Below are 19,806 nucleotides of genomic sequence, written 5' to 3'. Positions count from 1 at the left end.
TGGCGGTCGTGGTCACCGAACCCGACACCGCACGCGACTTGAGCGACGTCTCCAAACAGCGGCTCGAAGGCAGCCGGCAGATCATCCTGGACCGCGACCTGCCGCTGGCGGTCAACTCGCTCTGGGTCAGCGGCGCCGAGCCGATCTCGGTGGGTGACGTCCGGATCGGGCCCAATGTCACCATCCGGCAGGCGGGGGGCGGCATGCTGGTCGACAATCAGCCGATCGCCAGCCCCTACGAGATTCTCGCGGTCGGCCCGCCCAAGGGAATGCACGACGTGTTCGAGCGGAGCCCGGCGCTCGCTCGCCTGCGGCTGTTGGAAACGTCCTACGGCGTCGGCGTGACCGTCACGGAATCCGACGAACTGACCTTGCCCGCGAGCACCGTTCGGGACGTCAACTTCGCGAGGAGCCCAGCACAGTGATCGGAATAGTCGCACTCGTCATCGGCATCGTGCTCGGTCTGGTGTTCCACCCCAGCGTCCCGGAGGTGGTGCAGCCCTACCTCCCCATCGCCGTCGTCGCCGCGCTCGACGCGGTGTTCGGCGGCCTGCGGGCCTACCTCGAGCGCATCTTCGACTCGAAGGTGTTCGTCATCTCGTTCGTGTTCAACGTCCTCGTCGCCGCACTCATCGTCTACCTCGGCGACCAACTGGGCGTCGGCACGCAGTTGTCCACCGCGATCATCGTCGTCCTCGGCATCAGGATCTTCGGCAACGCCGCCGCCCTGCGACGCAGACTGTTCGGCGCCTGACGTGACCGAACCCGCCCCAGACGACCCGGAGCACCCGGAAGCGAGTCCCGGCGCCGAGCCCGAACCCACCGCGACTCACGGCCGCCACGAACGAGCGCCCGACACGCCCGGCGGCGTCGCGCGCCGCGGCAGATCCCAGCTCGCCTTCGGGGCGCTCGGGGTGGTGCTGTGCCTGCTGCTGGGAGTGGCAATCGTCACCCAGGCGCGCCAAACCGAATCGGGCGATTCGCTGGAGACTGCCCGCCCGGCCGACCTGCTCGTCCTGCTCGACTCCCTGCAACAGCGCGAGGCCGCTCTCAACACGGAGGTCGCCGATCTCCAGAGGACACTGGCCGCGCTGCACGCGTCCGGCAGTGACGACCAGGCCGCGATCGAGAACGCCCAGGCGCGACTGGCGGCGCTGTCGATCCAGATCGGCACCGTCGCGGCCACCGGACCCGGTGTGACGATCACCATCGGCGACACCGCTCCCGGCGTGTCGCCCGAGACGATGCTCGACGTCGTCAACGAACTGCGTGCCGCTGGCGCTGAGGCGATGCAGATCAGTGGGTCCGGCGGGCAGGAGCGGAGCGACCCGGGGAATGTATCCGGCGGGCAGGAGGTCAGGATCGGCGTGGACAGCTGGGTGGTTGGAACCCCTGGTGCCCTCGTTCTGGACGGCGTCACCATGAACCCGCCCTATTCCGTTCTCGCCATTGGCGATCCGGCCACGTTGTCGGCTGCGATGAACATTCCCGGCGGGGCCATGGACAGCGTCGAACGCGTAGGCGGGACAATGACGGTGCAACAGGCCGACGCGATCGACGTCACCGCCTTGCGGCAACCGAAACCACGCCAATACGCTCAGCCCGTCAAGTGAGCACGACACCGCGCACCCGCCCGGAGCACCGCCGAGCCCAAGAAGAAGGAGCCCAGTGAGCGAGATCCCGTCCGAGCTGTACTACACCGACGACCACGAGTGGGTGCGGAAGACCGGCGACGACACCGTGCGCGTCGGCATCACCGACTACGCCCAGGCAGCTCTCGGTGACGTGGTCTACGTCGAGCTCCCCGAGGTCGGGGCCGACGTCACCGCGGGAGGTGAGTTCGGCACCGTCGAATCCACCAAGTCGACCTCTGACCTCTTCGCCCCGATCACGGCGAAAGTCGTTGCCGTCAACGGCGAAGTGCCGGACTCGCCCGAACTGGTCAACTCCGACCCGTACGGTGCGGGCTGGCTCATCGAGCTGCAGCTGGACGCGGCGTCGCTGGCCGAGGCGCTCGACGGTCTGCTCGACGCCGACAGCTACGAGGCCAGCCTCGACGAATGAGAAATCCGGCGGGGGTGAACACATCGAACATCACCGCGCGGTACGGTCGTTACGAGATGCACGACGGCCGGCGTCACTCTTGATGGTCGCAAACAAGAGCCGGCGCGTCTGCCAACCATCGCCACATCAGCCAGTGAGGAGCACCGGGTGACGGAGAACGACACCAGTTCGGGAGCTGATCAGTCAGAAGAAGTGTCAGTGGAGACCACCTCGGTCTTCCGGTCCGACTTCCTCAACGAATTGGACGCCCCACCCACGCCCAGCGGCGACAGCGCCGTATCGGGGGTCGAGGGGCTCCCCGCCGGTTCGGCGCTGCTGGTCGTCAAGCGGGGGCCCAACGCAGGGTCGCGCTTCCTGCTCGACCAGGCCCGCACCTCGGCAGGCCGGCATCCAGACAGCGACATCGTCCTCGACGACGTCACCGTGAGTCGTCGGCACGCCGAGTTCCGGCTGGAGACCTCCGAGTTCCAGGTGGTCGACGTCGGCAGCCTCAACGGCACCTACGTCAACCGGGAACCGGTCGACTCTGCGGTGCTGGCCAACGGTGACGAGGTGCAGATCGGCAAATTCCGGTTGGTCTTCCTCACCGGTCCCAAGGGCGACGACGGCGGCGCAGGCTAGCCAATGACGGCCCCCGACACCCCAGCGCTCGCCGGGATGTCGATCGGAGCGGTCCTCGACGCGCTGCGACCCGACTTTCCGGACGTGACGATCTCCAAGATTCGGTTCCTGGAAGCCGAAGGACTCGTCACGCCACAGCGCTCGGGGTCGGGGTACCGGCGCTTCACCGCATACGACTGCGCCCGCCTGCGGTTCATCCTGACCGCACAGCGTGATCAGTACCTGCCGCTGAAGGTCATCAAGGCGCAACTCGACGCGCAACCCGACGGCGCGCTTCCCTCGACCGGATCCGCCTACGGCGTACCGCGATTGGTGCAGGCGCCTGGCGTCGAGGATGCCGCCGCCGTTGCGCCCGCGCAGGTCCGGCTGAGCAGGGAGGACCTGCTCGCCCGTTCCGGTGTCGACGAGGAGCTGCTGTCGGCGCTCGTCAAGGCCGGTGTCATCAAATCGGGTCCCGCGGGCTTCTTCGACGAGCACTCGGTCGTCACCGCGCAGTGCGCGCGGGCGCTGGCCGACTACGGCGTGGAGCCGCGCCATCTGCGCGCCTTCCGATCGGCGGCCGACCGGCAGTCAGATCTGATCGCGCAGATCGCCGGTCCCGTCGTGAAGGCGGGTGCGCGCGACCGCGCCGATGACCTGGCGCGCGAAGTCGCGGCGCTGGCGATTACATTGCACACCTCGTTGATCAAGTCCGCTGTGCGCGACGTTCTCGATCAGTGAGGATTAGACTCGGCACGACGGCTTTTTGGGCGCGGAGGGCAGACACAGATGGGCGAAGTTCGTGTGGTCGGCATTCGCGTGGAGCAGCCTCAGAATCAACCGGTTCTGCTCCTTCGCGAGTCGAACGGTGACCGCTACCTCCCGATCTGGATCGGGCAGACCGAGGCCGCCGCAATCACCCTCGAGCAGCAAGGGGTGGAACCGGTGCGGCCGCTCACCCACGACCTGATTCGCGATCTGATTACGGCTCTTGGGCATTCGCTCAAGGAGGTCCGCATCGTCGATCTGCAGGAAGGCACCTTCTACGCCGACCTGGTGTTCGACCGCGACATCAAGGTCTCGGCACGGCCGTCCGACTCCGTCGCGATCGCCATGCGGGTGGGCGTGCCCATCTACGTCGAGGAATCGGTGCTTGCCGAAGCGGGGCTGCTGATCCCCGACGAGGGTGACGAGGAGACCTCCGGCGCCGTCCGCGAGGACGAGGTCGAGAAGTTCAAGGAGTTCCTCGACAGCGTGTCTCCCGACGACTTCAAGGCCACCTAACCCCCACGGCCGGCCGCCAAACGCATCGATAGTCACGGATCCATCTCACGGCGTCGACACGCGCGGCGGGTTTCGGGAATACGTGCCGAGGGCAGCCATACTTTGATGGCGACGAGGGCAGTGAGCGCCCGTCAGGGAGCGTATGCTCGACATACTCGAGCTCGGAGCAAACGTGTCGAGGCGTCAACGACGTCAAGGGACGCGGTTCGGTGTTCGATCGGCGAGAGGATGGGTAGTGGGCGACACGCCACGTCAGGAGCAGTTGGATCTCACCTCCAGCGACACGCCGGAGCGGAGCGTCCCAGCCGTTCCCCACGAACCCGTGCAGGCCGGGCTGTTCCCCGACGACTCGGTACCCGACGAACTGGTCGGCTACCGAGGACCCAGCGCCTGCCAGATCGCGGGCATCACGTACCGGCAGCTCGACTACTGGGCGCGCACCTCACTGGTGGTCCCCTCCATTCGCGGGGCGGCGGGCTCGGGTAGCCAACGCCTGTACTCGTTCAAGGACATCCTGGTCCTCAAGATCGTCAAAAGGCTTCTGGACACCGGCATCTCGCTGCACAACATCCGCGTCGCGGTCGACCACCTGCGCCAACGCGGCGTCAAGGACCTCGCGAACATCACACTCTTCTCCGACGGCACCACCGTCTACGAGTGCACCTCCGCCGAAGAGGTCGTCGACCTGCTGCAGGGCGGCCAGGGCGTCTTCGGCATCGCGGTGTCCGGCGCCATGCGGGAGCTGACCGGCGCCATCGCCGACTTCCCCGGTGAGCGCGCCGACGGTGGCGAGTCGATCCCCACCCCGGAGGACGAGCTCGCGTCGCGACGCAAGCACCGCGACCGCAAGATCGGCTGACCAGACCCAGCTCGATGGGCTGCCCGATTACCGGGTCGCTTCGCTCCGATCGTCGTACTCCAGCCGCCTCCGGTAGACTTTGGTCCGCATCGCCCCTGCGCGGGAGAGCTCCGTGGCCGCCAGCCATGGACGCCGAAGGAGCAACACCTCTCCGTCAACCTCTCAGGCACCCAGGACCGCGCCGGGCCACGATGCCTCTGGAAAGTGGTGGGTCTCCGTACTCACCCGCCCATGGGGAAAGGCCGTTCCGATCTCCGGACGCGCCGAATCTCTCAGGCACCGACGACAGAGGGGGAGGGCCGCTGCACCCGAAAGAGGCCCTCACTTGTCCGGTGCCCGCCCTCAGCACAGCCACGAACATCACCAATTCCGATTCGCCGACCGCCACATCGGCCCCGACGCCGATGCCATCGACACCATGTTGGGCGTCATCGGCGTCGACACCCTCGGGGAACTGGCCGAAAAGGCGCTACCCGTCGGCATTCTCGACGCGCTGACGGCAGAGGGCCTGGCACCCGGACTCGAGCGGCTGGCGCCGCCTGCGACCGAGGAGCAGTCGCTGGCCGAGCTACGGGCGATGGCCGACGCCAACACCGTCGCCGTGTCGATGATCGGACAGGGCTACTTCGACACGCTCACCCCGCCGGTATTGCGGCGCAACGTCCTGGAGAACCCGGCTTGGTACACCGCCTACACGCCGTACCAGCCGGAGATCAGCCAGGGCAGGCTCGAAGCGCTGCTGAACTTCCAGACCATGGTCGAGGACCTCACCGCCCTCGAGGTGGCCAACGCATCGATGCTGGACGAGGGCACCGCCGCCGCGGAGGCGATGACGTTGATGCACCGTGCCGTCAAGGGTTCGGCGCGCACGCTCGTCGTCGACCGTGACGTCTACCCGCAGACCGCCGCCATTCTGGCCACCCGCGCCGCCCCCCTTGGGATCGACATCGTCACCGCCGACCTTCGCGACGGGCTGCCCGAGGGCGACGTCTTCGGTGTCATCGTCCAACTTCCCGGTGCCAGCGGACGCGTCAATGATTGGAGTCGACTGGTCGACCAGGCTCACGAGCGCGGCGCGCTGGTGGCCATCGGTGCCGACCTGCTGTCCCTCACGTTGATCACCCCGCCGGGAGAGATCGGCGCGGACGTCGCCTTTGGTACCACTCAACGATTCGGTGTGCCAATGGGATTCGGCGGTCCGCACGCCGGTTATCTGGCCGTGCACGCCAAACAAGCCCGCCAGCTGCCCGGCCGACTGGTCGGCGTCTCGGTGGACTCCGACGGCGCAGCGGCCTACCGGCTGGCGCTGCAGACGCGCGAACAGCACATCCGCCGTGACAAGGCCACCAGCAACATCTGCACCGCCCAGGTTCTGCTCGCCGTGATGGCGGCGATGTACGCCAGCTATCACGGCGCCGACGGATTGACCGCGATCGCGCATCGCGTCCACGGCAACGCCGTCGCCCTCGCGACCGGGCTGGATGCGGCTGGTGTGGAGGTGGTGCACGACGTGTTCTTCGACACCGTGCTGGCCCGGGTGCCGGGGCGTGCCGAGGAGATCCGCGCGGCAGCCAAGGCGCGTGGCATCAACGTGTGGCTCGTCGACGACGACCACGTCTCGGTGTCGTGCGACGAGGCCACCAATGCCACCCACGTCGAAGAGGTGCTCGCCGCGTTCGGCGCGACCCGCGGTGGCCACCACTGGCCCGGTCCAAGCATCGAGACCCGCACGTCGACGTTCCTCACCCATCCGGCGTTCACGCGGTATCGCACCGAGACCGAGATGATGCGGTACCTGCGATCGCTGGCCGACAAGGACATCGCGTTGGACCGCAGCATGATTCCGCTGGGGTCGTGCACGATGAAGCTCAACGCGGCTGCCGAGATGGAACCCATCACGTGGCCCGAGTTCGCTCGCCAGCATCCGTTCGCCCCGGCCTCCGACACGCCGGGACTGCGCAAGCTCATCGCCGACCTGCAGACCTGGCTCACTCAACTGACCGGGTACGACGAGGTGTCGTTGCAGCCCAACGCTGGCTCGCAAGGGGAGTACGCGGGTCTGCTCGCGATCCAGGCCTACCACCTCAGCAGGGACGACGAGCAGCGCAACATCTGCCTCATCCCGTCCAGCGCGCACGGCACCAATGCGGCCTCGGCCGCGCTGGCGGGCATGCGCGTCGTGGTGGTCGCGTGCCGCGAGAACGGTGACGTCGACCTCGACGACCTCCGCGCCAAGATCGCCGAGCACGCGGAGAACGTGGCGGCCTTGATGATCACGTACCCGTCCACGCACGGCGTGTTCGAGCACGACATCGCCGAGATCTGCGCAGCCGTGCACGACGTCGGTGGCCAGGTGTACGTCGACGGCGCCAACCTCAACGCGTTGGTGGGCCTGGCCCGGCCGGGCCGTTTCGGCGGCGACGTCAGCCACCTCAATCTGCACAAGACGTTCTGCATCCCCCACGGTGGTGGCGGACCCGGTGTCGGCCCCGTCGCGGTGCGTAGTCACCTCGCGCCGTTCCTGCCAGGGCATCCGCTGGCCGATGAACTGGGCGACGAGTACACCGTGTCGGCGGCGCCGTACGGCTCGGCGTCGATCCTGCCGATCACGTGGGCCTACATCCGAATGATGGGTGCACCAGGGCTGCGCGCCGCGACGCTCACCGCGATCGCGTCGGCCAACTACGTCGCACGCCGTCTGGACGAGTACTACCCGGTGCTCTACACCGGCGAGAACGGCATGGTCGCCCACGAGTGCATCCTCGACCTGCGCGGCATCACCAAGAAGACCGGCGTCACGGTCGACGACGTGGCGAAGCGCTTGGCGGACTACGGCTTCCACGCCCCGACGATGAGCTTCCCCGTTGCGGGCACCCTGATGGTCGAGCCCACCGAGAGCGAGAGCCTGGCCGAGGTCGACGCGTTCTGCGAGGCGATGATCGCCATTCGCGCCGAGATCGACCAGGTGGGTTCCGGGGCCTGGCCCGTCGACGACAACCCCCTGCGCGGGGCGCCGCACACCGCCGAGTGCCTGCTGGTCGCTGACTGGGATCACCCGTACAGCAGGGAGCAGGCCGCGTACCCGCTCGGCAAGGGCTTCCGGCCCAAGGTGTGGCCGCCGGTGCGCCGCATCGACAGTGCCTACGGTGACCGCAATCTGGTCTGCTCCTGCCCGCCGGTGGAGGCCTTCGCCTAGCCGGGCGGGCCTTCGCCTAGCTGAGCGCCGTCGTCAGTGCCGTGGCGAGCTCAGGGCCCGCCGAGCTGTTGAGGTTCTGGTACTCACCACCGGTCGCCTGGGCGACCGCCTCCCAGGTGCCACGGTCTGGGTCGGCACCGAAGTCGATCACGTTGACCGCGACGGGCCGGGCCTGGCTGAAGTTCGTCCGGATGAAGTCCTGCAATCCCGGCCCGTCGAGGGACTGGTCGGTATGCGGACCCGAGGTGAGCACCAGGACCGAGTTCGGTTGGCCCTCGCGGAAGTTCGAGACCGCCTCCGGGTACATCAGTCGAAGCGTGGTGAACGACACCGCGCCACCGTCCGACGCGGTCTGGCCGTTGAGGTTGTTCGTCAGCACCGTCTCGCGGGGTTGGCCGTTGACGGGTTCGTCGAGCGGACCCATTGCGACCTCGGAGCGGCCTGCCACGCCGTCGAACGTCCACAGTCCGACCGCCGAATTGGGTGGCAGCGCCTGCAGCCTGGCGGTCAGGGCCGCGGCGACGTTGGCCATCCGCGACTTGCCGCCCTCGTCGACGGTCATCGACTGGTCGAGCAGGATCGTGACGGCGGGGCTCTGGGCGGGCGCGCTGACGAGGTTGGCCAGTGTGGCGCGCATCGCGTTGTCACCGACCGACAGCGGCCCGGGGAGGGGACCGAAGTCGGTGACGTCGCTCTGCGGCAAAGTGGCACCTTCGTACCGGAAACCTGCCTTCGCCAGTTCGGTCAGGGACTCCGGCTTGCGCAGGAAACGCGCGAATTCACTTGCCGCGCTGATCTGTTCCTGGCTGAGCCACTGGCCGGCGAGCAGCACCGTCGGGTAGTCCGCAACCGCGGTCGGCCCCGGCGGTCGCCACGACGCCAGCTGGTCCTTGGCGTTCGGCCGCGCTGCCCCCGCCTGGTAGATCTGCTGTTCGGTGGTGACCACGGCGTGCACCTGGCCGTCGGCCGGATTCCGACCGCCGGTCAGTGCGTCCATCGCCGTCGACGCCTTGTCGTCGGCGAGCTTCGGCTGGCCCGCCATCAGCGTCGAGATGGCGCCTGCGCCCGAGGTGACCGGCGCGCCCCGAGGTGCCGCGGCCGACGCCACGGCTTCGGCGGCCACGTACGTGGCGTCGCTGTCGTCGGCCAGCGGGAGCGCCAACCGCAGGGACCCCCAGCCTGGCAGGTTCAACCCCTCCAGGGAGGTTGGATTGCTCTGCAGCCCGGGCAGTGTGGCCCAACTCTGTTGCGCCAGCGCATTCTTCAACTGAGGTCGTACCGCGAGCATCACGGGCGAGGTGACCAGGGATCGGCTGTCACTGACCGACTCGGCGCCTGCGACCGCCTCGAGCCGGGCCTCGGAAATCGAGCTGCCGGGAATCCACAACGCCGGTCGCTCGCCGAGGTCGCCGGGCCACTGCCCCTCGAAGCCGTTGACCACCTGATCAGAGTCGGCCGCCTTGATCCCGATCTTGACGCACTTGTCGCCCACCGGCGCCGCGGACTCGTTGTACTTCTCCGCCAGCGGCGTGAGTTGGTCGGCGATCGACGGGTCGGCGAGCACCGCGACGGCCACCTCGCCCGCCACGCAGCGCGCCGCGGCGGCCTCGCGGCGGCTGGACAGCGCGTCGCCGAAGAAACGCCACAGAATGACGGCGGCAACCACGACGACGACGCTGACCAGCGCGACGATCACGCTGACGCTGAGGCCGCGCCTCTTCGGCTGGACCGCGCGGTGGCTTCCGGTCCACTCGCTGCTCTCCCAGTCGCGACGGTTGCCTGGCGGCGGCGTCGCCGTGGCGAACGCGTGCGTCGCGGCGTCCTCCCCGGTGAGATACCCGAAGTCGTCACCCTCGCCGGAGCGCCAATCCTCGGTGCCGCCGCGCCGGGCGTCGCCGTGCTTGCCGTCTCCGTAGGTGGGGGTGCCCACCTCCGCGTCGTAGTCGGCGTCCTCGTAGGTGCCGTCGTCTTCGTAGGTGCCGTCGGCGGAGTCGTAGTCGCCGTCGGCGGAGTCGTAGTCACCGTCGTCGTAATAGTCGGGCTCGGCGAAGAACCCGCCAGAACGGTCTTGGCCCGATTGCCCACCGTCGGCTTCGGGAGTCCCGGAATCGTCGGGATCGGGAATGCTGTGCCTGCCCATCGCTAACCCCTGTACTCGTTGCGTGTGCTGGTCACCTCGGCCCGCCGCAAGCTAGTCACTGATTGGCGTGGCGAGCTTTGAACTCCCGGCGACGGCGATGCAGGATCGGCTCGGTGTAGCCGTTGGGCTGCGCGGCCCCCGACAAGATCAGCTCCTGGGCCGCCTCGAACGCGATGCTGGCCTCCGGATCGGGTGCCATCGGTAGGTAATCCGGGTCCTTGGCATTCTGCTGGTCGACCACGGCGGCCATCCGCCGCAGGCTCGCCTTGACGTCCTCTTCGGTGATGACGCCGTGGTGCAACCAGTTGGCCAGCAGCTGACTGGAGATGCGCAGCGTGGCGCGATCTTCCATCAGCGCGACGTTGTGAATGTCGGGCACCTTCGAGCAGCCGACGCCGGCATCGATCCACCGCACCACGTAGCCGAGGATGGACTGGCAGTTGTTGTCGACCTCCTCGCGAATCTCCTCCGGCGCCCACGCAAGCTCCTTGGCCAGCGGGATCGTCAGCAGTTCGTCGATGGTGGTTCGCTTCTTGCCCTCCAGGTCCTTCTGCACGGCGAAGACGTCCACCTCGTGATAGTGCATCGCGTGCAGCGTGGCACCCGTCGGCGATGGCACCCACGCCGTGGTGGCGCCCGCCTTGGGCTGGCCGATCTTCTGCTCGACCATGTCGGCCATCAACTCGGTCATGGCCCACATGCCCTTGCCGATCTGCGCCCTGCCGGACAGGCCCGCCGCCAGCCCGATGTCGACGTTGGCGTCCTCGTAGGCCTTGATCCAGGGCTGGCTCTTCATGGCGCCCTTGCGAATCATCGGACCCGCCTCCATCGAGGTGTGGATCTCGTCGCCGGTGCGGTCCAGGAAGCCGGTGTTGATGAACACGACGCGATCGGCAGCGGCCTTGATGCAGGCCTTGAGGTTCAGCGTGGTGCGGCGTTCCTCGTCCATGATGCCGACCTTCAGCGTGGCCTGCGGGAGGCCGAGCACGTCCTCCACCCGGCTGAACAGCTCACCGGTGAACGCGACCTCCGCGGGGCCGTGCATCTTGGGCTTGACGATGTAGACCGAACCGGTGCGGCTGTTGAGCAGCGGGCCGTTGTCGTCACCGGCCTTGAGGCCGTGCATCGCGATCAGGCCCGTGAACAGTGCGTCCTGGATGCCCTCGGGCACCTCGTTGCCGTCAGCGTCGGTGATGGCGTCGTTGGTCATCAGGTGGCCCACGTTGCGCACGAACAGCAGGCTGCGCCCCGGCAGGGTCAGCTCGGTCTCGCCGTCCGGGCCCGGATTCGGCCTGGTGAAGGTGCGGTCCTCGTTGAGGACGCGGGTGAACGTCTTGCCGCCCTTGCTGACCTCCTCGGTCAGGTCACCGCGGTTGAGGCCGAGCCAGTTGCGGTAGCCCAGCACCTTGTCGTCGGCGTCGACCGCCGCCACGGAGTCCTCGAAGTCCATGATCGTGGTGATCGCCGACTCCAGCACGACGTCCTTGACGCCCGCCTGGTCGGTCGAGCCGACGGGGGAGTCCGGGTCGATGAGGATCTCGATGTGCAGACCATGGTTGACCAGCAGCAGTGACGTCGGCGCGGACGCGTCGCCAAGGTAGCCGGCGAATTGGTCCGTTGCCGCGAGGCCTTCCGACGAGCGCTCGCGCGAGGAGTCAACAGCTTCCGACGAGCGCTCGCGCGAGGAGTCGACAGCTTCCGACGAGCGCTCGCGCGAGGAGTCGTCTGATTCCGACGAGCCGTCACCGAGGGCGACGACCAGTTGACCGTCCTCCACCTTGAAGGAGGTGGCCTCCGCCCACGACCCCGACGCCAGCGGCACCGCGCCGTCGAGGAACTTGCGCGCGTAGGCGATGACCTTGTCGCCGCGGACCCGGTTGTAGTCGGTGCCCTTCTCGGCGCCGTCCTCCTCGGAGATCACGTCGGTGCCGTACAGCGCGTCGTACAGCGATCCCCAGCGGGCGTTGGACGCGTTCAGCGCGAAGCGTGCGTTGAGGATCGGCACCACCAGCTGTGGTCCCGCCGTCGCGGTGATCTCGGTGTCGACGCCGGAGGTGGTGATGGTGAAGTCGGCAGGCTCCGCCTCCAGGTAACCGATGTCGGCGAGGAAGGTCTTGTATTCCTCGAGGTCCAGTGGCCCGATCACCCGCTGGCGATGCCACTTGTCGATCTGAGCCTGCAGCTCGTCGCGGCGGCCCAGCAGCTCCTGATTCTTCGGCGCCAAATCGGTGACGACCTTGTCCACTCCCGCCCAGAAGCTGTCGGCGTCGACTCCCGTGCCTGGCAGGGCCTCGTTGGTGATGAAGTCGTACAGCACCCGTGCGACCCGCAGATTTCCGACGGTCACGCGATCAGTCATGGTTTCCTCTTCTGTAGCGTCGATCAAGCTTACCCATGGGAAACTGCGGCCCAACCGCCGTCCACCAGGGTGAGTAGCCGCTCGCAATGTTCGGCCAGACTGGTGCGCAGCGGAGCTGCCCGATCGGCCAGTGTTTGCTGAGCGCGGACGTATTCGGCACGGCCCGCCGATGTTTCGATGGCGATCGGCGTGAAGCCGTAGCTCGCAAGGTCGTAGGGGCTGGCGCGCATGTCCAGTTCTCTGGCGTCGGCGGCCAGCTCAAGACAGTCCATCACCAGTTCCGAGTCGACCAGCGGACCCAGCTTGAACGACCACTTGTACAAGTCCATTCCGGCGTGCAGGCAGCCCGGCTGCTCGGTGGCGACCTGCGTCTGCCTGCTCAACGGCTCGACGTTGCGGACCGTGGCGGGGGCGGTGAAGAAGCGATAGGCGTCGAAGTGGCTGCAGCGCAATGGCATTGACTCCACCAACGTGTCGGTACCCGCCGAGCCCAGCCGCAACGGCACCTGGGTGTGGCGCACCGTGGGCGTGCGGTAGACCATCGCCCACTCGTGCAGGCCGAAGCAGTTCAGCCGCGCGGGACGCGACGCCGTGGCATGCAAGAGCTCGGCGATGAAGGCGACGGTGTCGGCCCGGCCGCGCAGGTAGTCGAGCCCGACGGTGACGTCGGCGCCGCGCTGGCCGTAGCCGGCCCGTTCGAGGTAGCGCCGCGCGGACGGGCCAGCCAACGCCACCCCGAATCCGGGATTCCACCTGCGCAGGTGTCGCGGGCGCAGGCTGTAGTAGGTGAACAGGAAGTCCCACACCGGGTGTGCCTCCCCACGCTGGGCGCGCGCGGCGTGCGGTGCCACGAACTCGTCGACCCGCTCGGCGTGGCGGCGTTCGCGCTCGGTCCAGTCGGTCTCGGCCAGCGTGACGTCACACACGGTGCGTCCCGTCGCGCACCGTCCCCACCAGATCCTCGACGAGATCCTCCAGCGTGACCATGGCCGTCACCTGGTCGTTCATCGTGACGAGGGCCAGGTGGCTGTTGTCGCGCCGCAGCCGGGACAACGCGTCGGGCACCGGCAACGATGCCGCCACTCGGGGCAACGGACGCACGATCGACGGGTCGATCACCGCGTCGGGGTCGTTCATCAACGACAGCACGTCCTTGATGTGCAGATACCCGGTGAAGGCGCCCGACGCGTCCGTGACGGGGAACCGGGAGTACCCGGTGTCGGCCAGCGCCCGCTCGATGGCGCCGACCGTCGGTCCCTGACCGACGCCGGCCACCGGTACCGCGCGGATGGCACTGAGCGGGATCGCCATGTCGGCGACGACGTGGCTGCGGATCTGCAGTGCGCGCGTCAGCCGGCCATGCTCCTCGGGATCGAGCAGTCCCTCCGACAGCGACTCGGCGATCATCTCCGACAGCTCGACCGTCGACACGGTGACGTCGAGCTCGTCCTTCGGCTCGACGCCCAACGCCCGCAGGCTGGTGTTGGCGCACCAGTTGTAGAACGCGATGAACGGCTTGGCCAGGCGCATGTAGACCAGATATGGCGGGATCAGCAGCATCGCGGCCGCCTCGGGACCCGCGATGGCGATGTTCTTCGGCACCATCTCGCCGAGTAGCACGTGCAGCGTCACCACGATCGCGAGCGCGATGACGAACGACACGGTGTGCAGCAGGGTGTCCGAGATGCCCACGGCCCCGAAGGGCGCCTCCAACAGGTGCGCCACCGCGGGTTCGCCCACGTTGCCCAGCAGGATCGAACAGATCGTGATGCCCAACTGGGCACCGGCGAGCATGAGCGACAACCGCTCGCCTGCTCGGATCACGGTGACGGCGCTCTTCTTGCCCTGCTCGGCGAGCGCCTCGAGGCGGTCGCGCCGCGCCGAGATCAGCGCGAACTCCGAACCGACGAAGAACGCGTTGAGTGCCAACAGGAACACGGTCAGCGCGACGCCGAAGAGATCGGTACCCATCAGGCGTCCCGCTCCGGCTTGCCGCGGCGGCCCAATTCGGTGAGCTCGAGCAGGTCGATGCGCCTGCCGTCCATCTGGATCACCTTCGCCTGCCAATGCACGGGATCGTCGACCGGGCCGTCGGGATCGAATTCGGTCAACTCGACGGTCTCACCGGGATCGGGGATGTGGCCCAATTCCTGCAGAACCAGCCCGCCGATCGTTTCGTACTCGCCCTCGGCGGGTCGGAACGGCGTCTCCGTCTGCACCTCGTCGATGCGCAGCAGACCCGACACCCGCCACCCGTTGCGCACCTCGACCACGTCGGGGGTGGCGTCGTCGTGCTCGTCGCGGACGTCGCCGACGATCTCTTCGATGAGGTCCTCGACGGTGACCATGCCTGCCGTGCCGCCGTACTCGTCGACCACGAGGGCCGTCTGAAGTCCGTTGGCGCGGATCTGGGTCATGACGGCGTCGCCGTCGAGGCTGGACGGCACCGTCGCCACCTGAAGGGCGATCGACGCCAACCGGGTGCTCGCTCGCTGGTCCACGGGAACCGTGAAGACTTGCTTGACGTGCACGATCCCGACCGTCTCGTCGAGATCGCCATCGACGATCGGGAAGCGTGAGTAGCCGGTCTCCATTGCCTTGACCACCAGGTCGGCCACGGTGTCGTCGGAGTGCAGCGACTCGATCTTCGAGCGCGGGGTCATGAGCTCCTCGGCGGAGCGCTCGCCGAATTGCAGGGAGCGGTCAACCAGGTCGGCGGTCCACGCATCCAACGAGCCACTGCGCTTGGAGGTGCGGACCAGTGAGACCAGCTCCTGCGGCGACCGGGCCGACCGCAGCTCCTCGGCAGGCTCGATGCCGAGCCTGCGCAAGATCCAGTTGGCGGTGCCGTTGGTGACCTTGATCGCCGGGGTGAGCGCCTTGGAGAACCACCACTGCGGCGGCGCCGACCAGCGCGCCGTGGGCGCAGGCTTCGCGACCGCCAGGTTCTTCGGGACCAGCTCGCCGAACACCATCGACACCGACGTGGCGATCAGGAGCGCCAGCACCAACGCGACGCCGTCGACCATGGAGGGCGACAGCCCGATCGCGGCAAGCGGGGCGTGCAGGAGCTTGGCCACCACCGGCTCGGCCAGGTAACCGGTCGCGAGTGTGGTGATCGAGATGCCCAGCTGTGCGCCGGACAACTGGAAGGACAGTGTGCGGTGCGACTTCTGGACGAACTGGTCGCGCCAGCCGCCGTTCTTCGCGTTCGAGTCGACGGTGCTGCGCTCAAGCGCGGTCAAGGAGAATTCGGCGGCGACGAAGACCGCGGTACCAGCCGTCAGAAGCAGAAACGCCAGCAGGCTGAGGATCAGGCTCATCGGAGCCTCGCACGAGGGGCGCCGGGCACTGGGCCCGGCTGTCTACTGGAGGGTTCGGCGTCGGATGGCTCCGAGGAGGCCCGTTCAGGTTCGGGGGCCTCGGCGGGTGCCTGCGGCACGATTTCCCTTTCGATCGGCGACGAGATTCGGACCAATCGTAGCCGAGAGAGACCCCCATGCCTCGCCACCTGTGAGAACGATAAGAACGACGAAGTGAGCCTGCCCTAAGTTCGCGTACGTTGGTCCTCACTTTCCCGCCCGACCTCGAAGGAGACCAACCCATGGCACTCGGCTTCTCCCGTGTCGCAGGAGGCATCGGCGCCATCGCCATGCTCGTTCTCACCGCGTGCGGCTCCCAGACCAGTCCGCCCGACGACACCAGCGAGGGAAACTCGATCACGGTGTACTCCGGTCGGAGCGAAGAACTGGTGGCGCCGTTGCTGGAGCAGTTCACCGCGGATACCGGCATCGACGTCGAGGTGCGCTACGCCGGCTCCGGTGAACTGGCCGCCCAGCTGATCACCGAGGGCGACCAGTCGCCCGCCGACGTCTTCCTGTCGCAGGACGCGGGTGCGCTCGGCGCAGTCTCCAAGGACGGCCTGTTCGCCCCGATCGACGCGGAGACCCTGGCCGCGGTGCCCGCGACGTACTCGGCGGGTGACGGCACCTGGGTCGGCGTGTCGGGACGGGCTCGGGTGGTGGCCTTCAACCCGGAGAAGGCGCCGACCCCGCCCAACACCGTGGACGGTCTGCTGGCGCCGGAGTGGAGGGGCCAAATCGGGTATGCGCCCAGCAACGCGTCCTGGCAGTCGTTCGTCACCGGGCTGCGCGTCGCGCGCGGCGACGCCGCCGCCGAGCAGTGGCTGCGGGCGTTCAAGGCCCAGGAGCCGAGGGCCTACGAGAACAACGTGGCGTTGCGCGACGCGGTGAACTCCGGCGAGGTCGCCCTCGGGCCCACCAATCACTACTACCTCTATGAGTTGATCGCCGCGGAGGGACCCGATGCCGTCGTCGTGCAGAACCAGTTCATGGCACCGGGTGACCCCGGTGGCCTGGTCAACGTCGCAGGCGTGGGCGTCCTGAGCTCGGCGCGCAATCCCGAGGGCGCCCAGGCGTTCGCGAAGTACCTGGTCGGGCAGTCCGCGCAGGAGTACTTCGCCAACGAAACCGAGGAATACCCCTTGGTCGCTGGCATCGAGCCGTCCGTCGACATGCCGTCCCTGAGTGAGCTCCAGCCGCCCGCCGTGGACCTGTCCCAACTGGAGGATCTCGAAGCCACCCAGGAGCTACTGGTCAAGACCGGGTTGCTGACCAACTGACGCCACCTCACCCCTCACCCGTGGGGCCGGCGTCTCGCACGCGTCCGCCCTGGTTTCTGGTGGTGGCAGCGACGCTGGTGGTCGGGGCCACCTTGGCGCCCCTCGGCTATCTCGCGGACCGCGCGCTGACGCGGGGCTGGTCGTTCGTGGTGGCCGAGCTCGTCCAGGAGCGCACCCTGGCGTTGGTCGGCCGGTCCCTGTTGTTGGTGGTGGTGGTGACGGTGGCGTGCGTGGTGCTCGGGACCGCGTTCGCGGTCCTCGTCACGCGGTGTGACCTGCCAGGCCGGCGCTGGCTCGCCGTCGGTCTGACGTTGCCGCTGGCCATGCCGAGCTATCTGCTGGCCTACCTCGCGGTGTCGGTGTTGCCCGGCATCACCGGCTTCTGGGGATCGGCGCTGGTGCTGACCCTGGTGAGCTATCCGTACGTCCTGCTGACCGCGACGGCCGCGCTGAGTCGCGTCGACCCGGCGCAGGAGGAGGTGGCGCGCTCACTCGGGCATGGTGGCTGGGCGGTGCTCTTCCGCGTGACGCTCCGACAGGCCAGGGCGCCCATCGCCGCGGGTGCGCTGCTCGTCGCGCTCTATGCGCTGAGCGACTTCGGTGCCGTGGCCGCGATGCGGTACGAGGCCTTCACCTGGGTGATCTACGGCGCCTACCGATCCGGGTTCAATCCCGCGCGGGCGGCAGTGTTGTCCCTGGTGCTGCTGGCGTTCGCCGTCGCGCTCGTCGTCGCGGAGGGCAGGGCGCGCGGACGGGCCTCGGCGTACCGGGTCGGCGGGGGCACGCCGCGGCCCGCGCCGCTCAACCGGCTCGGGCGTTGGAGGCGGGTCGCGGTGGTGCCGCCCGCGGTGGTGTTGGCTGCCGCCGTCGCGTTCCCGATGGCGGCCCTCGCAAGGTGGCTGCTGTCGGCTGGATCACGTTGGGACGCAACCCAATTCGTCGACGCCCTTGGCTCGACGCTGTGGCTGTCCATGCTCGGCGCACTGGTCTGCGTGCTGGCTGCGCTGCCGGTCGGCGTCCTCGTCGCCAGGTACCGGACCAGGGCCACCCGCGCGCTGGAAGGGGCGGCCTACGTCGCGCACGGGCTGCCGGGGGTGGTGATCGCCATCGCGATGGTGTCGGTCGGCGTGGTGCTGCTGCGGCCGTTCTATCAGCGTGAACCCCTGCTGATCCTGGCCTACGTCGTCCTGTTGGTGCCGTTGGCGGTCGGCTCGGTGCGCACCGCGGTCGAAGCGGCGCCGCTGCGCCTGGAGGAAGTGGCCCGGTCCCTTGGTCGACGGCCGGTGCGCGCCTTCCTGGAGGTGACGGCCCGCGGCGCGGTGCCCGCGGTGGCGGCGGGTGCCGCCTTGGTGCTGCTCACGTGCATGAAGGAATTGCCGGTGACCCTGCTCCTGCACCCCACCGGGACCGACACGCTGGCCACCCGGTTGTGGAGCTTCAGCGCGGTCAGCGACTACGCCTCGGCGGCGCCGTATGCAGCCGCCCTCGTGGTGTTCGCGGCAGTGCCGACGGCGCTGCTCGGCGGCTGGAGCGCCACGATGGCCCATGGCTGACGAGGTCGACGTCCGCGGCGTCGTGAAGTCGTTCGGCGGGCGACGCGTGTTGAATGACGTGGACCTCCGCGTCGAGCCGGGCACCATCGCGGCCGTCCTCGGGCCCTCGGGATGCGGCAAGACGACGCTGCTGCGGATCATCGCGGGATTCACCGAACCCGACGCGGGTGCCGTCGAGATCGGATCGCGCCCCATGACGGGCGTGCCGACGCACCGGCGGCGGGTCGGGCTGCTGCCCCAGGAGGGCGCGCTGTTCCCGTATCTCAGCGTGGGGGGCAACGTCGCGTTCGGATTGCCAAGGGGCGAAAGGAGACCCGCCGACCGGATCGAGCACTGGCTGGACGTCGTCGGGCTGGCGGGCCACGCCGAGGCCAGGCCGCACGAGCTGTCCGGCGGCCAGCAGCAGAGGGTGGCGCTGGCCCGCGCCCTGGCTGCGGAGCCGCGGGTGATGCTGCTCGACGAACCGTTCGCCGCCCTCGACGCGGGGCTGCGGGTCCGGGTCCGTGAGGACATCGCCGAGATCCTCAAGGACACCGGGACGACGGCGGTACTGGTCACCCACGACCAGTCCGAGGCGCTGTCCCTGGCCGACTCGGTCGCACTTCTGCTCGACGGCGTGGTCGCCCAGCACGGGCCGCCCGCGGCGATCTATGCGAGGCCGGCGTCGCTGGCCGCGGCCCGGTTCGTCGGGGCCACCGTCGAAGTGCCAGGTGAGCGTCGCGGGGGAGTGGTGCGCTCGGCGCTCGGCGCGCATCCGGTGCAGGGCGCAGCCGCCGACGGTCCGACGACGGTAGTGCTGCGGCCCGAGCAACTTCGCGTCGGCGGGGACGGGGTCCTCGGCTTCGTCACCGGCGTGCGGTACTACGGCGCCGACACCTCATTGCACGTCGCGTTGCGGGACGGTTCGCGGCTGATCCTGCGGGCTCCCGGTGACGCGCCGTTCGGACCGGGCGACCAGGTCCGGGTCGTGGTCGACGGACCGGTCCTCGCCTACCCGGTGTCACCAGCCTGACGGCAGCGGATGCCCCTCGGCGAAACCCGCGGCGGACTGCACGCCGAGGAGCACCTTGTCGTGCAACTCGGGCAGAGTCTTGGCGCCGACGTACGTG

At 68.5% G+C, this 19,806-nt stretch carries 18 protein-coding genes and 2 riboswitches; of the genes, 12 read left to right on the top strand and 6 right to left on the bottom strand.

Annotated features, from left to right (window positions below):
- The 9 genes from ABW137_RS21760 to gcvP all read left to right on the top strand — a co-directional run.
- Positions 1–425: DUF881 domain-containing protein (locus ABW137_RS21760; RefSeq protein WP_526403519.1), on the top strand; the 425-nt coding region annotated here is incomplete at its 5' end.
- Complete coding sequence (locus ABW137_RS21755) at positions 422–754, top strand: small basic family protein (protein WP_526403518.1); 333 nt, start codon at positions 422–424, stop codon at positions 752–754. The genes ABW137_RS21760 and ABW137_RS21755, both read left to right, overlap by 4 nt.
- A 1-nt stretch (position 755) precedes the next feature.
- On the top strand, positions 756–1,613 hold the full coding sequence (locus tag ABW137_RS21750) for a DUF881 domain-containing protein (protein WP_526403517.1): 858 nt from the start codon (positions 756–758) through the stop codon (positions 1,611–1,613).
- A gap of 55 nt (positions 1,614–1,668) precedes the next feature.
- Positions 1,669–2,064, top strand: a complete 396-nt coding sequence (gene gcvH / locus ABW137_RS21745) for a glycine cleavage system protein GcvH (protein WP_526403516.1) — start codon at positions 1,669–1,671, stop codon at positions 2,062–2,064.
- A 147-nt stretch (positions 2,065–2,211) separates the two neighbouring features.
- The gene (gene garA / locus ABW137_RS21740) at positions 2,212–2,685 is read left to right on the top strand and encodes a glycogen accumulation regulator GarA (RefSeq protein ID WP_526403515.1); all 474 of its coding nucleotides are present in this window, start codon (positions 2,212–2,214) and stop codon (positions 2,683–2,685) included.
- A 3-nt stretch (positions 2,686–2,688) separates the two neighbouring features.
- On the top strand, positions 2,689–3,405 hold the full coding sequence (gene ftsR / locus ABW137_RS21735) for a transcriptional regulator FtsR (protein ID WP_526403514.1): 717 nt from the start codon (positions 2,689–2,691) through the stop codon (positions 3,403–3,405).
- Between the two features lie 48 nt (positions 3,406–3,453).
- A complete protein-coding gene (locus ABW137_RS21730; protein WP_526403513.1) occupies positions 3,454–3,948 on the top strand; it encodes a bifunctional nuclease family protein in 495 nt (164 codons plus the stop codon).
- Between the two features lie 235 nt (positions 3,949–4,183).
- Positions 4,184–4,807, top strand: a complete 624-nt coding sequence (locus ABW137_RS21725; protein ID WP_526403512.1) for a MerR family transcriptional regulator — start codon at positions 4,184–4,186, stop codon at positions 4,805–4,807.
- 90 nt (positions 4,808–4,897) lie between these two features.
- Positions 4,898–4,996: riboswitch (glycine riboswitch) on the top strand.
- Positions 4,997–5,106: riboswitch (glycine riboswitch) on the top strand. It begins immediately after the preceding riboswitch.
- A gap of 26 nt (positions 5,107–5,132) precedes the next feature.
- Positions 5,133–8,003, top strand: coding sequence for an aminomethyl-transferring glycine dehydrogenase (gene gcvP / locus ABW137_RS21720; RefSeq protein WP_526403511.1), 2,871 nt, complete (start codon positions 5,133–5,135; stop codon positions 8,001–8,003).
- Between the two features lie 16 nt (positions 8,004–8,019).
- Here gcvP and ABW137_RS21715 read toward each other — a convergent pair whose 3' ends face one another.
- Genes ABW137_RS21715 through ABW137_RS21695 form a run of 5 tightly spaced genes read right to left on the bottom strand, consistent with a single transcriptional unit; the run spans position 8,020 to position 15,825 of the window.
- Entirely contained in the window at positions 8,020–10,143 is a 2,124-nt protein-coding gene (locus ABW137_RS21715) for a substrate-binding domain-containing protein (protein ID WP_526403510.1), read from the bottom strand.
- Positions 10,144–10,198: 55 nt separating this feature from the next.
- Positions 10,199–12,502 carry a malate synthase G gene (locus tag ABW137_RS21710; protein WP_526403509.1) on the bottom strand — a complete coding sequence of 768 codons (2,304 nt, stop codon included), beginning with the start codon at positions 12,500–12,502 and terminating at the stop codon, positions 10,199–10,201.
- A 29-nt stretch (positions 12,503–12,531) separates the two neighbouring features.
- Positions 12,532–13,428: a 3-methyladenine DNA glycosylase gene (locus ABW137_RS21705; protein WP_526403508.1), complete on the bottom strand. Its 897-nt coding sequence runs from the start codon at positions 13,426–13,428 to the stop codon at positions 12,532–12,534.
- Positions 13,421–14,473, bottom strand: a complete 1,053-nt coding sequence (locus ABW137_RS21700; protein ID WP_526403507.1) for a CBS domain-containing protein — start codon at positions 14,471–14,473, stop codon at positions 13,421–13,423. Before ABW137_RS21700 ends, ABW137_RS21705 begins: the two co-directional genes overlap by 8 nt.
- Positions 14,473–15,825 carry a CNNM domain-containing protein gene (locus ABW137_RS21695; protein WP_526403506.1) on the bottom strand — a complete coding sequence of 451 codons (1,353 nt, stop codon included), beginning with the start codon at positions 15,823–15,825 and terminating at the stop codon, positions 14,473–14,475. The genes ABW137_RS21700 and ABW137_RS21695 overlap by 1 nt, the downstream gene beginning before the upstream one ends.
- Positions 15,826–16,106: 281 nt before the next feature.
- On the opposite strand from ABW137_RS21695, the gene ABW137_RS21690 reads away from it, so the two are divergent.
- From ABW137_RS21690 to ABW137_RS21680, 3 genes are all read left to right on the top strand, one after another.
- On the top strand, positions 16,107–17,144 hold the full coding sequence (locus ABW137_RS21690) for an iron ABC transporter substrate-binding protein (protein ID WP_526403505.1): 1,038 nt from the start codon (positions 16,107–16,109) through the stop codon (positions 17,142–17,144).
- A gap of 62 nt (positions 17,145–17,206) precedes the next feature.
- A complete protein-coding gene (locus ABW137_RS21685; protein ID WP_526403504.1) occupies positions 17,207–18,697 on the top strand; it encodes an ABC transporter permease in 1,491 nt (496 codons plus the stop codon).
- The gene (locus tag ABW137_RS21680) at positions 18,690–19,709 is read left to right on the top strand and encodes an ABC transporter ATP-binding protein (RefSeq protein ID WP_526403503.1); all 1,020 of its coding nucleotides are present in this window, start codon (positions 18,690–18,692) and stop codon (positions 19,707–19,709) included. Before ABW137_RS21685 ends, ABW137_RS21680 begins: the two co-directional genes overlap by 8 nt.
- On the opposite strand, the gene ABW137_RS21675 is transcribed toward ABW137_RS21680, so the two are convergent.
- Positions 19,698–19,806, bottom strand: a 109-nt coding sequence (locus ABW137_RS21675) for a hypothetical protein (protein WP_526403520.1), incomplete at its 5' end; no start/stop codon positions are given. The genes ABW137_RS21680 and ABW137_RS21675 overlap by 12 nt on opposite strands.

It is taken from the genome of Mycobacterium sp. (genome assembly GCF_040509115.1).
Classification (GTDB): domain Bacteria; phylum Actinomycetota; class Actinomycetes; order Mycobacteriales; family Mycobacteriaceae; genus Mycobacterium.
The sequence above is the reverse complement of the archived record's forward strand: the minus strand, read 5'-3'. Positions and strand labels throughout refer to the sequence as shown.

Coding starts and splice junctions, on each gene's coding strand:
- ftsR (WP_526403514.1), top strand. CDS start 2,689: ATGACGGCCCCCGACACCCCAGCGCTCGCCGGGATGTCGATCGGAGCG.
- ABW137_RS21730 (WP_526403513.1), top strand. CDS start 3,454: ATGGGCGAAGTTCGTGTGGTCGGCATTCGCGTGGAGCAGCCTCAGAAT.
- ABW137_RS21715 (WP_526403510.1), bottom strand. CDS start 10,143: ATGGGCAGGCACAGCATTCCCGATCCCGACGATTCCGGGACTCCCGAA.
- ABW137_RS21710 (WP_526403509.1), bottom strand. CDS start 12,502: ATGACTGATCGCGTGACCGTCGGAAATCTGCGGGTCGCACGGGTGCTG.
- ABW137_RS21700 (WP_526403507.1), bottom strand. CDS start 14,473: ATGGGTACCGATCTCTTCGGCGTCGCGCTGACCGTGTTCCTGTTGGCA.
- ABW137_RS21695 (WP_526403506.1), bottom strand. CDS start 15,825: ATGAGCCTGATCCTCAGCCTGCTGGCGTTTCTGCTTCTGACGGCTGGT.
- ABW137_RS21690 (WP_526403505.1), top strand. CDS start 16,107: ATGGCACTCGGCTTCTCCCGTGTCGCAGGAGGCATCGGCGCCATCGCC.
- ABW137_RS21680 (WP_526403503.1), top strand. CDS start 18,690: ATGGCTGACGAGGTCGACGTCCGCGGCGTCGTGAAGTCGTTCGGCGGG.